This is a genomic window from Candidatus Rokuibacteriota bacterium (assembly GCA_016188005.1).
Lineage (GTDB): Bacteria > Methylomirabilota > Methylomirabilia > Rokubacteriales > CSP1-6 > UBA12499.
In genome coordinates, this window is record JACPIQ010000068.1 from 97,545 (window position 1) to 109,907 (window position 12,363).

Annotated in this window: 13 protein-coding genes; 3 read left to right on the plus strand and 10 right to left on the minus strand. The window is 69.6% G+C overall.

Features of this window, described 5'->3' with window-relative positions:
- Nucleotides 1–40: 40 nt before the first annotated feature.
- Nucleotides 41–427, plus strand: coding sequence for an 8-oxo-dGTP diphosphatase MutT (gene mutT, locus HYV93_13580; GenBank protein MBI2527000.1), 387 nt, complete (start codon nt 41–43; stop codon nt 425–427).
- Here mutT and HYV93_13585 read toward each other — a convergent pair.
- The 10 genes from HYV93_13585 to HYV93_13630 all read right to left on the minus strand — a co-directional run bounded on the left by HYV93_13585 (nt 414) and on the right by HYV93_13630 (nt 8,415).
- Entirely contained in the window at nt 414–2,309 is a 1,896-nt protein-coding gene (locus tag HYV93_13585; protein MBI2527001.1) for a TRAP transporter fused permease subunit, read from the minus strand. The two genes, mutT and HYV93_13585, sit on opposite strands and share 14 nt — an antisense overlap.
- A 323-nt stretch (nt 2,310–2,632) precedes the next feature.
- Nucleotides 2,633–3,058 (minus strand): hypothetical protein, encoded by a 426-nt coding sequence (locus tag HYV93_13590; protein MBI2527002.1) that lies wholly within the window; start codon nt 3,056–3,058, stop codon nt 2,633–2,635.
- 2 nt (nt 3,059–3,060) lie between these two features.
- On the minus strand, nt 3,061–3,561 hold the full coding sequence (locus HYV93_13595; GenBank protein ID MBI2527003.1) for a hypothetical protein: 501 nt from the start codon (nt 3,559–3,561) through the stop codon (nt 3,061–3,063).
- 432 nt (nt 3,562–3,993) lie between these two features.
- Nucleotides 3,994–4,980 carry a TAXI family TRAP transporter solute-binding subunit gene (locus HYV93_13600; protein MBI2527004.1) on the minus strand — a complete coding sequence of 329 codons (987 nt, stop codon included), beginning with the start codon at nt 4,978–4,980 and terminating at the stop codon, nt 3,994–3,996.
- A 16-nt stretch (nt 4,981–4,996) separates the two neighbouring features.
- Nucleotides 4,997–5,224: a hypothetical protein gene (locus tag HYV93_13605; GenBank protein MBI2527005.1), complete on the minus strand. Its 228-nt coding sequence runs from the start codon at nt 5,222–5,224 to the stop codon at nt 4,997–4,999.
- Nucleotides 5,225–5,236: 12 nt separating this feature from the next.
- On the minus strand, nt 5,237–5,914 hold the full coding sequence (locus HYV93_13610; GenBank protein ID MBI2527006.1) for an aspartate/glutamate racemase family protein: 678 nt from the start codon (nt 5,912–5,914) through the stop codon (nt 5,237–5,239).
- A gap of 53 nt (nt 5,915–5,967) precedes the next feature.
- Nucleotides 5,968–6,801 (minus strand): tetratricopeptide repeat protein, encoded by an 834-nt coding sequence (locus HYV93_13615; protein MBI2527007.1) that lies wholly within the window; start codon nt 6,799–6,801, stop codon nt 5,968–5,970.
- Nucleotides 6,801–7,460, minus strand: a complete 660-nt coding sequence (locus tag HYV93_13620; protein ID MBI2527008.1) for a ferritin-like domain-containing protein — start codon at nt 7,458–7,460, stop codon at nt 6,801–6,803. The genes HYV93_13615 and HYV93_13620 overlap by 1 nt, the downstream gene beginning before the upstream one ends.
- Nucleotides 7,457–7,861, minus strand: a complete 405-nt coding sequence (locus HYV93_13625; GenBank protein MBI2527009.1) for a hypothetical protein — start codon at nt 7,859–7,861, stop codon at nt 7,457–7,459. Before HYV93_13625 ends, HYV93_13620 begins: the two co-directional genes overlap by 4 nt.
- The gene (locus HYV93_13630) at nt 7,861–8,415 is read right to left on the minus strand and encodes a peptide deformylase (protein MBI2527010.1); all 555 of its coding nucleotides are present in this window, start codon (nt 8,413–8,415) and stop codon (nt 7,861–7,863) included. The genes HYV93_13625 and HYV93_13630 overlap by 1 nt, the downstream gene beginning before the upstream one ends.
- A gap of 90 nt (nt 8,416–8,505) precedes the next feature.
- Between HYV93_13630 and HYV93_13635 the strand changes: the two genes are divergently transcribed.
- Together HYV93_13635 and HYV93_13640 are read left to right on the plus strand one after the other, a co-directional pair.
- A complete protein-coding gene (locus HYV93_13635) occupies nt 8,506–11,748 on the plus strand; it encodes an AAA family ATPase (protein MBI2527011.1) in 3,243 nt (1,080 codons plus the stop codon).
- A 12-nt stretch (nt 11,749–11,760) separates the two neighbouring features.
- The gene (locus HYV93_13640; GenBank protein ID MBI2527012.1) at nt 11,761–12,360 is read left to right on the plus strand and encodes an AhpC/TSA family protein; all 600 of its coding nucleotides are present in this window, start codon (nt 11,761–11,763) and stop codon (nt 12,358–12,360) included.
- Nucleotides 12,361–12,363: the final 3 nt, after the last annotated feature.

A 12,363-nucleotide genomic window follows, 5' to 3' on the forward strand; every position in this document is an offset into this window, starting at 1 on the left:
GTCGTAGGGGTCAGGTCTTGCAATCCAACATCGTGTCGTAATGCAAGACCTCACCCCGGTCGTGGCGGCGGTGATCGAGCGCGCCGACAGGCTCCTCATCACGCGGCGCCCCGAGGGCTCGCACCTGGCGGGGCTCTGGGAGTTCCCCGGCGGCAAACCACACGTGGGCGAGAGCCTGGAAGATGCGCTGCGACGGGAAGCCCGGGAGGAGCTGGGCGCCGAGGTCACGGTCCTGGACAGGCTGGACACGATCGACTGGGCCTACCCTGACAAACGCGTGCGGCTCGTCTTCTTCCGCTGCACGATGCAGGGCGAACCCCGGGCCCTCGAGGGCCAGGAGATGGCCTGGGTCGCGCGCGCGGATCTCTGCCGCTACGACTTCCCGGCCGCGGATGCGGCTCTGATCGCGCGTCTCAGCGGACGATGACGGGCGCCGGGGTGTCCCGGCGCCAGGCCGCGTAGCCGACGATGGCCCCGTAGAGCGCGAGCCCCGCCAGCTGCAGCGCCAGCGTCCGCAGCACCAGGAGCGCCGCCGCAACCGCGCAAAGCCCCCTGAGCCAGCCGGACATCGGCCCCCAGGCATGTCCGACCACCACCGACGCCACGGCGATCGCCGAGATCCCGGCGAAGCCCGACATGAGCAGCACCTGCGCCCACTCCCCCGCGAGCAAGAGCTCCGGGTGGTAGACGAAGGCAAAGGGGACCAGGAACCCGGCGACGCCCAGGCGGAAGGCCTCGACGCCGGTGCCGAACATGTCCGAGCCTGCGATGTTCGCCGCAGCGAAGGCGGTCACGGCATCCGGCGGCGTGAGATCGGAGAGCACCGCGTAGTAGAAGACGAAGAGGTGCGCCGCCAGGAGCCCCACGCCCAGGTTGCCCATGGCGCCGGCGCCCACCGTCACCGCGATGACGTAGGCGGCCGTCGTCGGGATCCCCGTGCCGAGGATGGAGACCACGACGAAGACCAGGATCATCGCGATGACGAGGATGCCCTGCGCGGCCTGCACCACCACGCCGCCGAAGGCCAGCGCAGCCCCCGTCCGTGTGAGAACGCCCACGATCATCCCCGAGCCCGCCAGGGCCACGGCGATGGTGCCGGCGCTGAAGGCGGCCTCCACCAGCGCCTCCCAGCACTTCTTCGGCGTCATCCAGGTCCGGCGGTCCAGGAACGACAGCACGAAGGTGGCGGCGATGGTGTAGAAGGCGGCGCCCGTGGGCGAGTACCCCTGGGCCAGCAGGTACACGATGAGCCCGAAGGGGACCATGAAGTAGGCGCGCCGGAGCACCGGCCGCCAGGACGGCAGCTCGGAACGCGGCACCGGGCGCAGCCCGAAGCGGAGCGCGAGGAAGTGGACCATGGCGAAGAGCCCGACATAGTAGAGGATGGCCGGGATGGCGGCGGCCTTGATGATCTCGAAGTATGAGATGCCGGTCACCTCCGCCATTATGAAGACACCGGCGCCCATCACCGGGGGCATGATCTGCCCCCCGGTGCCCGCGATGGCCTCGATGGCCGCCGCGGACTTGGCCGAGTAGCCGCCGCGCTTCATGAGCGGGATCGTGAAGGAGCCGGTGGCGTAGACGTTGGCCACCGTGGAGCCGGAGATGGTGCCGAAGAGCGCCGAGCCGATCACGGCGATCTTCGCGGGCCCCCCGCGCGCCCAGCCCGCCAGGCGCACCGCCAGGTCGATGACGAACTCGCCCACGCCCGCCTTCATCATCACCGAGGCGAAGAGCACGTAGATGAAGAGGATGTTGGCCGAGATCCCGGTGAGAAAGCCGTACATGCCCTCGTCGCTCGCGAGGTAGACGAACTCCACCATGCGCGGCAGCGGGTAGCCCTTGAAGTGCAGGACGCCCGGGAACCACTGGCTCGTGCCGAGATAGATCAGCGCCACGGAGATCGTGACGGCCATCCACGGCGACAGCGCGCGCCGGCACGCCTCGATGACCAGGAGGGCCATGACGATCCCGATCGCCACCTCGTGGGAGAGGACCGGCGAGGCGCCCTCCCAGCGGTGGTCGAGCCTGTCCCTGTCCCAGATGAGGTACGCGCTGGCGAGCCAGGAGGCCACTGCGAAGAGCCAGTCCGGAGCGCTGGGCCGGTGCCGGGGCGATGCCCTGCGGCACGGGAAGGCGAGGAAGACCAGCGGCACGAGGAAGAGGAGGTGCATCGACCGCTGGACGCGCGGCTCGAAGACCCCGTAGCCCGCGGTGTAGAGATGAAAAAGGGAGGCCAGGGCAGCATACGCCCCGGCCCCCCACCCGGCGGTTCCAGATAAGCGCCTGATTATCCACCCCTCTGGCATGCATGCTTTCGATCACAGCCGCTTCCGGGACCGAAAACCGCCCATGGCCAGGGCTTGACCCTCGAACACTCAGCTGGTGCACCGACAGCGCGCTAGGAGTGGACAGCCCCCGATCGACACCCTGGAGCCTTCCTTGTCACGGGATCCACGCCGCTGGCTTCTCGGGGCGCTCGATCGGGACTCCCCGCGGGAACCGCAGAACCACCGCCATTGCGAGCGCTCTCTCCTGGCAGGGACCGCGGCCTCTCGGCGGTCACACCACGCGCAGCCCCTCTTGTTCCTGGCACCAACCAGGGATTCGCTGACGCTGCCCGTACCTCTGCTTAGGGGGTCGCGGTCACGTAGAATTCCTGATACCGCTCACGGAACCTAATTTGAAGGACGTTCAGGAAATCACGACCAAGCAGTGCTCTTCTAGCCTCATCAAGCATGAACGCAACCTTCAGCTGATAACGCCCGAGTTCGTCATGCGAGATGATGACATCGTGCAGGCGTGCATCATGAGAATGCCCCACCGTTGCGTCCAGCGCCAGAGGTTCGCCCTGGAGAAGCTCCAGCCCGATGAGGCTCGCAAACTCTCCCGGGAAGACGGACACCTCCGCTCCGGTGTCCACGTGTCCTACAACGTCGACCCCCAGCCCGTCATTCTGGGGGCTCTGAATCCTCACGACGAGCGCGGGGAACGACCTTCCGCGGCTGCCGGCGTCAGCGATGTAGGCGAATTGATGTCTGTAGTCGACAGACGGCATCGCTAGAGGCCTATATGGACGACACCCTTTGATCTCTCCTCATCAACGCGATACACAAACGGAACCTGAACACCCCTCTGTCGGGCTCCGCGCACCGCGTCCGACGGGCTCGGACCCATCGAGATGATCTCGTCGCCCTCCACAACGACCCATTTGCCCACCAGCGCGCGCAACTCATCGCGGTGTGTACGCAGCCATTCCAGCTCCTTCTCCCGGCGACCCGACCCTGACCGAAGGGGTAGGCTGTCCATCTTCTCGCCATGGGCGACAGTGACACGAACTCTCTCACCCAAGAGCAACGCGTCGGCAGCTACTACTTGCGCCAGCGCCCACGTACCTCCCACCGCAGGCCCCCCGATCAAGCTATTGAGCCAGGGGTGTTCTTCGACATAAGAGGGCATCACGTCGTGAACGGTACCTGAAACGCCGGACCAAGACGCGGCACCCGTCTCCGGGGGAATCGCTCCAACACCACTTGGCAGCTGAAGTTCGATCGTCGTCATGTGCGGCGCCCCGCCCGTCGCGACTCCTCGATCCGTGGGAGTGCCAAGTCAAGGTACTCCTTCAGGGCCCTGGCCGCAGAGAATGTCACGATCACGCGGGCAATGGGCTCCCGTCGCATGACGTCCTCTGTCGACGCTGGCGGAATCTCCGTCAGCCGCTCACCTGGACCAGCCATCACTTCGCGATGTGGCTTATCAACGCGCCGCAGCTCGAGCGTGAGATCGTCCTCGGTCAGGAGTGACGTCACTATGTTCGCATAATAGGTCGGTGGCTCTTGGTGCCCACTCTCACCGGACATGCTCACCTCCTACGCTCTCGCCGCGCTTCGTGTCTTGGGCGGTCCCTGCCTCCCCGTAGCCTGGATTCTACCTGCCCCGTGTTGAGCACGTTCCAATGCCTTCGCAGGTTCCCCGCGTCAAGGGACTCTCACCCTACTTGAGCCAGCCCTTCTCCCGGTAGTACTTCTCGGCGCCCGGGTGAAGCGCCACGCCGAGGTACAGGTGCCCCTTGGAAGGGTCGTAGTCGGCGAGGCTGCCGTGGATCTTCCTGACCCGGTCCGCGTTGTCGTTGATGGTCTTGGCCAGCAGGTACGCCGTGTCGCTGGACATCTTGGCATTGACCGTGATCGTCGTGCCCATGGTCGCCGACAGCACGGGCTCGTTGGCATTGGCGGCCTTCGGGTAGGTCCCCGCGGGGATCGGCCCCTCACCGAGACCGAAGCCTGCCAGGTGCTGGAGCAAGGGCTTCGGGAAGGCCAGGAGCTTGAGGGTGCGTCCCACCGAGGCCTCGGTCACCGAAGCGCCGGGCAGCGCCAGGAAGGTGAAGGTGCCGTCCACGTTCCTGTCCTTGAAGGCACCGGCCTGCTCCGCGTAGGAGCCACGGAAGAACTTGGCGCCCGCCGCCTCCCAGTCCTTGTAGGAGGTCTTGTAGTACTCCATCACCTTCTCGAAGACCCAGACATCAGACGAGCCGGGCTTGGAGATGGCCAGGCGAATGGGCTTCTTGCTCTTGAAGATCTCCTCCATGGAGAGCTTGGCGAGGTCCGAGTCCACCGCGACATAGAAGTGGAAGGTATTGAGGCTCATGTTGCCGGCGAGGGCGCGGAGGTTAGGATGCTTCTTGCCCGGATACGGATCCTCGCCGCGGACGGCGGCGCCCAGGAGTGGCGGCAGCCCCATGCCGAGCTCGGCGTCGCCCTTCTCCACGAGCACCGGGTTCTGCGTGCCACCGCCGGGGATGACCTTGATGTTGAGCCCGGCCTTCTCGCGGATCAGCTCGGCCATGCCACCGGAGATGGCGTACCAGCCGCCACCGACGGCGCCGGCCGTCCAGGTGAGGGATTGCTGGGCCGAGGCCGGGAGCGCCGGCAGCGCCAGGAGCGAGAGCGCGAGGAGCGCGGCGAGCGTGCGCGTGAGCATCGGAAAGCCTCCTCTGTCAGAACATGTTGGCCTCGGCACGCGGGGCGGCGGCGCCGAAGCGGCCGAGCGACAATGCGCCAATATCCATGCTGGACGCCCGGCCGTCAAGGACGATCTCCGCCATCAGGACGTGGCGCTGGATCTCGGCCGGCGCCAGCAGCTGGCTCCTGACGCCCGGGCACTGCTGACGCGCCACGGCCTGGCGCGAGCGCTCGAGCGTGGCGGGATCGGATGATGAGGACATCGGCGGAGGTCTTCATGCGGGACGGGGCGACAGGCCGTGGCGCACGGCCTCGTGGACCATCCGGACCAGCGTGATGATGTCGAAGACGGGTAGCCCGGTGACGGCCGCGATGTCGGCGCGGTAGGGCGGCATGTTGGTGCATTCCAGGACGATGGCGCCCACCTCGGGGTGGGCCTCCACCAGCCGCCGCGCCACCACAAGGTGCTCCTGGCGCGCCGCCTCCACGTCGAGCTCGACGAGATCGTCCAGCAGGACGCGCGTGAACTCCTTCTCGGTCTCGAGCCCCGCTACCACCGTCGGGATCTCCGGGCCGATCCCCGCCCCCGCGAAGTGCTCGGCGCCGAGCGAGGAGCCATCCACGGTGAGGATGCCCACCGCGCGGCCCGGCCGGAGCATCCGGTGAACGAGCGGCACCAGCATCAGGCTCGAGGTGAAGACCGGCACCGAGACGGCGCCGCCGAGCTCCGGCTGGAACTTCGCCAGGAAGCCGCAATTGCTGGTGATGGCACCGACGCCCTCCCGCTCGAGGAACTGCGCCCCCTCGATGAAGGCCGGCAGGAGCGCCTGCTGCCCCTGGCGCACCACCCGGTCCGGCGAGGCCCCGGGCACGCGGTGGTACCGGACGGGGAAATCGAAGGTGGAGGCATTCCCCATGTCGCCGGGGATTCGCGGGAAGCGCGTGTCGAGCATGAGGATGCCTACCGAGAAGCCGTAGAGGTTCGGGCCGCCTCGAACGCGCAACGTCAGTTGAGCTGGGCGAGCTTCTCGCGCACCCGCCGCAGCTGGTCGCGGACCTTCTCGCCGTCTGGGGCGTTGGGGAAGTCGGTGAGGTAGCGCTCCCAGTCAGCGAGCCCGCGCCGGAAGTCCCCGAGCCTGGCGAGCGCGATCCCCCGGTCGCGCCACTCCGCGCCGGCCGCGGGCTCCAGCGCCAGGAGCCGGTCCACGATGCCCACGGCCTTCTCCCACTCCTCCCGCCGCCAGTAGAGGGCCTTGAGGTTCCGGAGCATCCGGGCCAGGAATTGGCGTCCCGTCACCGGGGCGAAGTCGGCCTCCGTGAGGTCCACCGGGTGGCCGACGGCCCGGGCGGCCAGCTCCGCACAGGCCTCAGGGGTCAGGATGCTCCCCCCGTGGAACGGGTCCAGGAGGATCCGCTCCTCGCCGAGCGTGACGCCCGTCACGAAGTGGCCGGGCAGCCCGATTCCCGCCATCCGGAGACCGAGGGTGCGGCCCACCTCCATGAGGACCAGGGAGAGCGTGATGGGGATGCCCAGCCGGCGATCGAGCACATCGTTGAGGAAGCTGTTGCGCGGGTCGAAGTAGTCGTGGCGGTTGCCCCTGAAGCCCAGCTCCGCGAACAGGTGCTCGCGCAGCCGGTGGAGCAGGTGGAGGTCGGTGCACCTCCGGCACCCGGCTGCCACCTCGGCGGCGATCCCGTCGAGGCGGCGACAGTAGCGGTCGATGTCGAGGTCCGGGTACTCCGCTCGCGCCAGGACCAAGGCCGCCCGGCCGAGGTCGATCTCCCGCTCCGGCCGCTCCACCTCGGCGACCCACTCGCGGAGCGCGGGATCGCCCTCCATCAGCAGCCCGGAGCGTGGTGGATGCCGGTAGTCCTGAGGGCCGCGGCCTGCAGCTCCTCCGCGAGTGCCAGCGTCCGCGCGGCGGCCTGTCTGGCGGCCCGCTGCGCCTCCGGGGTCGTGGCGAACCGCAACAGCAGCAAGCGGCCCAGCTCGTGGTGGAAGCGCTCGTCGGGCTCGATGATCTCCCGGTAGAGGGCGGCGGTCGAGGCGTCCCCGGCCCGCTCGCAGAACTCTATGAACTGACGGTTCTTCACCACGGCGATGGCCTCGCGCGTGAACTGGCCGGCGGCGACGCGCTCCACGGTGGTGCCGAGGGTGTCGAGGTACCTGAAGAGCGGCCCGTACCCCTTGGCGAGGGGGTCGACGGTGCGCGGGTCGCACCCGAGCTCGCGGAGCCGGTCCCCGATCAAGCGATAGTGCCTGGCCTCGTCTCCCGCCTGCCGCGCGAAGGCCATCTTCACGTCGAGGTCATCCGTCGCGGTGAGCCAGCGTGCGGCGATCTCCGTGGCCTCGACCTCGTTCTTGAGCGCGACCTTCAGCAGGGTGGTGACGGTCAGGTCTCCCTCCACCTCGGGGCGCAGCGTCGCCTCGGGCTCGAGACGGCGGAGCGTCGCCTGGTTCTCCTCGTCCAGGGCGAGGACGAACTCCTCGGCGGTCATGCGGGCCCCCCCGGCCCGGCCGGAGAGGGGGCCGCCAGCGGCGGCCGCCCGCCCGGATGTCCCTGCCTGAGCACCTCGCCCAGCTCCTTGGTCAGCGTCTCCTTGGTCACGACGCGGGTGCAGCGCGAGTGAAGCGGCTGCGTCTGCCGCGCCAGCGCGTGCGTCGTGAAACCCAGCACCGGGACGCGCGGCGCGCACGCCTCGACGGCGCCGAAGAGGGCCCCGTAGTCCCACCCCGCCGTCGTGAGGTCGACGATCAGCAGGTCGGGCGGCGCCCCGGCGAGCCCCGCGCGCACCTCGTCGGGGCTCCGGGCGAAGGCCACCTGGGTGCCGACGAGCCGGGCCGTTTCCCGGATCCGGGCGACGAAGAAGAGATCCCGCACGGCGGCGAGGACCCTCATCAATCTCCCTCTCCCGGTTCGTCATTGCCCGTCCAGTACTTGTTCCACTCGGCCAGGTGGGAGAGCGTGGAGAGGTCCTTCATCCGGTCGAGGTAAACGATACCGTTGAGGTGATCCGTCTCGTGCTGGATGACGCGGGCGAAGAACTCCTTGGCCACCACGTCGATCGGGCCCCCGTCTCGGTCGTGGGCCTCGAGCCGCACGGCAGTGTAACGGGGCACCATCCCCCGCATGTCCGGCACCGAGAGGCACCCCTCCCAGCCCTCCTCCGTCTCCTCGGTGAGGGGCGTCACCTTCGGGTTGACGAGCACGGTGAGGGGGATGCTGTCGGCGTCGGGATAGCGCGGGTTGGAATTCACCTCGATGACGCAGATCTGGACGGGCGCGTGCACCTGAGGGGCCGCCAGGCCCGCCCCGTTGTACTCCCGCATGGTCTCCACCATGTCGCCGATCAGGCGCTGGATCTCCGGCGACCGGATGTCCTTGACGGCCACCGGAGCAGCCGCCTGGCGGAGCACCGGGTGGCCGAGACGCGCGACCTTCAGAATGGCCATGGCGCCCTCCTTCCGCGCCGAATTGTAACACGGGCGCCGCGCACTCCGGAGCGGCTGAGCGGGTCTGGACAGCGGTGCTACGATGGCCCTGTGATCTGCCCGGCGTGCCAGCACCAGAACCGGCAGAGCGCGAAGTTCTGCGAGCGCTGCGGGGAGCCGCTGCCGGTCCGCTGCCCCTCGTGCGGCACGGCGCTGCGCTCCGGCGCGCGCTTCTGCGACGAGTGCGGGCACCAGCTGACGACCGGCGGCCCGGCGGCGACAGCGGGCGCCGCACCACGCGCCCCCGCCTCGCCGGCAGACGTCGCCGACAAGCTGGCCCGCAAGATCCCAGGCTACACGCCGCGCCATCTCGCCGAGAAGATCCTCACCTCCCGCAGCGCGCTGGAGGGGGAGCGCAAGCTCGTCACCGTGCTCTTCGCCGACTGCGTGGGCTTCACCGCGCTGTCGACTCGCCTCGACCCGGAGGAGCTGCACGCGGTCATGGACGGCTGTTTCCAGCACATGCTGGAGGCCGTTCATCGTTACGAGGGCACCGTGAACCAGTTCACCGGCGACGGCGTCATGGCCCTCTTTGGCGCCCCCATCTCCCACGAGGATCATGCCGTGCGGGCGGTCGCCGCGGCACTGGCGCTCCAGGCCGCCATGCGCGGCTACGCCGAGAAGCTGCGCGCGGAGCGTGGCCTCGACTTCGCCGTGCGGATCGGGGGGAACACGGGTCCGGTCGTGGTCGGTCGGATCGGGGACGACCTCAGGATGGACTACACGGCGCAGGGGGAGACGGTGAACCTCGCGGCGCGGTTGCAGGCCGCCGCGCCCCCGGGGGGCGTGCTCGTCAGCGAGGCGACGCACCGGCTCGTGAACGGCTACTTCCTGACCGCGGACGAGGGGACCCTGGCACTCAAGGGCATCGAGCGGCCCGTCCGCGCCTTCAGCGTCGCGGGGCAGCGCACGCGGCGGGCCCGCTTCGACCTGGCGCTGGAGCGGGGACTCACCCCGCTGGCGGGCCGGCGCACCGAGCTGGCGCTGCTCCTCGACTGCTTCGAGAAGGCCCGGGGCGGGCGGGGGCACGTGGTTTCCCTGGTGGGCGAGGCGGGCGTGGGGAAGTCTCGGCTCGCCTACGAGCTCAGGCGCCGGCTCCACGACACCCCGCTGACTTACCTCGAGGCGCACTGTCTGCCCCACGGCGGGTCGCTGCCGTTCCACGCGATCGTCCAGTTCCTCGAGGGGAATTTCCGTCTCGAGGAGGGCGAGCCCGAGGCCGCCCAGCTCGCGAAGGTCGAGGCCGGAGTGGGACGCCTGGACCCCGCGCTCGAGTGGACCATCCCCTACCTCCAGCACCTGCTCTCGCTGCCCGCCCCGGGGCTCGAGGCCGACGGCCTCGACCCCGCGCAGCGCAAACGTCGCCTCATCGAGGCCGTCAAGGCACTCACCCTCCGCGGAGCCCAGCACCGCCCGCTGCTCCTCGTGGCGCACGACCTTCACTGGGCCGACCCGAGCTCCGAGGAGTACCTCGCCTCGCTGGTGGACAGCCTGGCCGGCCACCGCGTGCTGCTCCTCTGCACTTATCGGAGCGGCTATTCCGCGCCCTGGCAGGATCGAGCCGTCCACCTGCGGCTGGCGCTGGATCCCCTGTCGCACGAGGACACCGTGGAGATGGTGAAGGCGCTCCTCTCCGTGCCCGATCTGTCGCCGGAGCTGCGCGACCTCGTCATCAAGCGGTCCGAGGGAAACCCGCTCTTCATCGAGGAGCTGGCCACCTACCTCCGAGATCGGGATCTGTTGTCGCCGGCGGTGCCTGCCGCCGGGAAGGGGCGGGAGCAGGGCGAGGTGGAGGTTCCCGAGACCATCCACGATCTGCTGACGGCGCGGATCGACCGCCTTCCGGAGCCGCTCAAGCGCACGGTGCAGATCGCCTCCGTGCTGGGACGCGACTTCTCCCTCTCGCTCCTCGAGGCGGTGGCACCGGCGGAGCTCGACATCCGCCGGCACCTCGCCGATCTGGTCCGGGGCGACCTCCTGCGCGAGACGGATCTCTTCCCCGAGGTCCGGTACAGCTTCTCGCACGTGCTCATCCAGCAGGTCGCCTACCAGGGCCTCCTCGTGAAGTCGCGCGCTGACCTGCACGGGAGGGCCGCAGCCGCCCTCGAGCGCCTCTACGAGGGCCGCGCGGACGAGGTCCTCCAGGAGGTGGCCGAGCACTGGGCCCGCAGCGCCGACCGCGCGAGGGCCGTCGAGTCCCTCGTGCGCGCGGGCGACCGCGCGGCGGCCCTCTACGCCTACCACGAGGCGGAAGCCTACTTCCGGCGCGCGCTGGACGCCCTCGGCCCGGAGAATGACCCGGGCCGGCGACAGGCCATCCTGGACAAGCTCGGCGACGCGGCCTTCGCCCGGGGCGGCCTCGGCGAGGCGCGCTCCCGCTGGAGCGAGAGCCTCGCGCTGGAGGAGGCGGCCGCGGACCGGCGGCGTGCGGCGGACCTCCACCGGAAGCTCGGGGCGGCGGCCTGGGCCGCCGGCGACAGGGAGGCCTCCCTGGCCCATCTCGAGCTGGGGCTGGCGGCGCTCGGTGAGGACGGGAGCCTCGAGCTGGCACGGCTGTGCCAGGAGCTGGGACGCATCCACTTCCGGCTCGGCCGTCACGACCTGGCGGTGAACTGGGCCCAGCGCGCCCTCGCTCTCGGCGAAAGCCTCGGCGCGCCGGACGTGGTATCCCACGCATGCAACACCCTGGGAGTGGCGCTCGCCCGGGCCGGCGACCTGGAGCGTGGCGCCGCGCAGGTGTCGCGCAGCCTCGAGACCGCGCTGGCCGGCCAGCTCGGCTCCGTGGCCTGCCGAGCCTACACCAACCTCGCCGTGATGTACGCGCCCCTCGACCACGGCCGCTCGGCGGCCTTCTGCCGCGAAGGGCTCGCGCTGGCCCAGAGGATCGGCGATCTCCTCCAGCAGCCGTGGCTCTACTGCGCGCTCGCCGGCGGGCACTGCACGGTAGCGGGCGACTATGACGAGGGCGTCAGGGCTGCCGAGGCGGCCGTGGAGCTGGACCGGCGCCTCGGGCAGCTCAACCACCTGCCGATCCCGCTGATCATCCTAGCGCAGATCTACCAGTGCCGCGGGGACTACCCGCGGAGCGGCCGTTACTACGATGAGGCCCTCGCCGTGGCCGAGGCGGTGGGCGAGCCGCAGCTCCTCTGTCCCTGCTACGAGGGCCTCGCCACCCTGGCCGTCGAGCGGGGCGACGAGGCGGAGGCCGACCGGTGGCTCGAGAAGAGCCGTCACACCCGGGAGACGACGGGGTGGACGAGCGACACGTTCCTGCTCCTGCCTTTTCTCTGCTGAAGGAGGACCTCGATGAACACTGCGACGCTCGGTGAACGCGCTCCGGCTCTCCGTCTGCCGTCCGGCCACGGACGCGAGATCGCGCTCGACGACTACCGCGGGCGGAACAAGGCCATCGTCTGGTTCACGAAGGGCATGGCCTGCGCCTTCTGCCGCCAGCAGATGTCCCAGCTGGCCCGGGGCTACCCGCAGTTCCGGGCGCAGGGAGCCGAGATCCTGGAGATCACCCTCTCCACTCCGGACCGGGCGCGCTTCTACGTGGACAAGTTCAAGATCCCCTTCCCGTACCTCTGTGACCCGGAGTACACCGCGCGCCGCGCCTGGGGCCTCGAGGCCCGATCCCACTCCATGGCCTGGTACGCGAAGACGCTCTACACGGGGTTCAAGAGCCAGGAGCCGCCCAGTGACTTCGGCGCGGTCAAGACGCCGCTCACCGATCTGCCACGCTTGATCGTCGACGACGACATGGGCTTCTTCATCGTGGACCGCGACGGCGTGGTCCGTTACGCGCTCACGGGCTCCTACGTGGGTGACGCAGGCGTCCGGCAGATCCCCGGCAACGACGAGATCATGCGCGAGCTCGAGCGCTGCGAGCAGGTGGCAGCCGGCTGACCC

What these genes read in the sequence shown, in the direction of transcription:
- mutT (MBI2527000.1), top strand. Translation starts at nt 41, where the DNA reads ATGCAAGACCTCACCCCGGTCGTGGCGGCGGTGATCGAGCGCGCCGAC.
- HYV93_13585 (MBI2527001.1), bottom strand. Translation starts at nt 2,309, where the DNA reads ATGCCAGAGGGGTGGATAATCAGGCGCTTATCTGGAACCGCCGGGTGG.
- HYV93_13590 (MBI2527002.1), bottom strand. Translation starts at nt 3,058, where the DNA reads ATGCCGTCTGTCGACTACAGACATCAATTCGCCTACATCGCTGACGCC.
- HYV93_13595 (MBI2527003.1), bottom strand. Translation starts at nt 3,561, where the DNA reads ATGACGACGATCGAACTTCAGCTGCCAAGTGGTGTTGGAGCGATTCCC.
- HYV93_13600 (MBI2527004.1), bottom strand. Translation starts at nt 4,980, where the DNA reads ATGCTCACGCGCACGCTCGCCGCGCTCCTCGCGCTCTCGCTCCTGGCG.
- HYV93_13605 (MBI2527005.1), bottom strand. Translation starts at nt 5,224, where the DNA reads ATGTCCTCATCATCCGATCCCGCCACGCTCGAGCGCTCGCGCCAGGCC.
- HYV93_13610 (MBI2527006.1), bottom strand. Translation starts at nt 5,914, where the DNA reads ATGCTCGACACGCGCTTCCCGCGAATCCCCGGCGACATGGGGAATGCC.
- HYV93_13615 (MBI2527007.1), bottom strand. Translation starts at nt 6,801, where the DNA reads ATGGAGGGCGATCCCGCGCTCCGCGAGTGGGTCGCCGAGGTGGAGCGG.
- HYV93_13620 (MBI2527008.1), bottom strand. Translation starts at nt 7,460, where the DNA reads ATGACCGCCGAGGAGTTCGTCCTCGCCCTGGACGAGGAGAACCAGGCG.
- HYV93_13625 (MBI2527009.1), bottom strand. Translation starts at nt 7,861, where the DNA reads ATGAGGGTCCTCGCCGCCGTGCGGGATCTCTTCTTCGTCGCCCGGATC.
- HYV93_13630 (MBI2527010.1), bottom strand. Translation starts at nt 8,415, where the DNA reads ATGGCCATTCTGAAGGTCGCGCGTCTCGGCCACCCGGTGCTCCGCCAG.
- HYV93_13640 (MBI2527012.1), top strand. Translation starts at nt 11,761, where the DNA reads ATGAACACTGCGACGCTCGGTGAACGCGCTCCGGCTCTCCGTCTGCCG.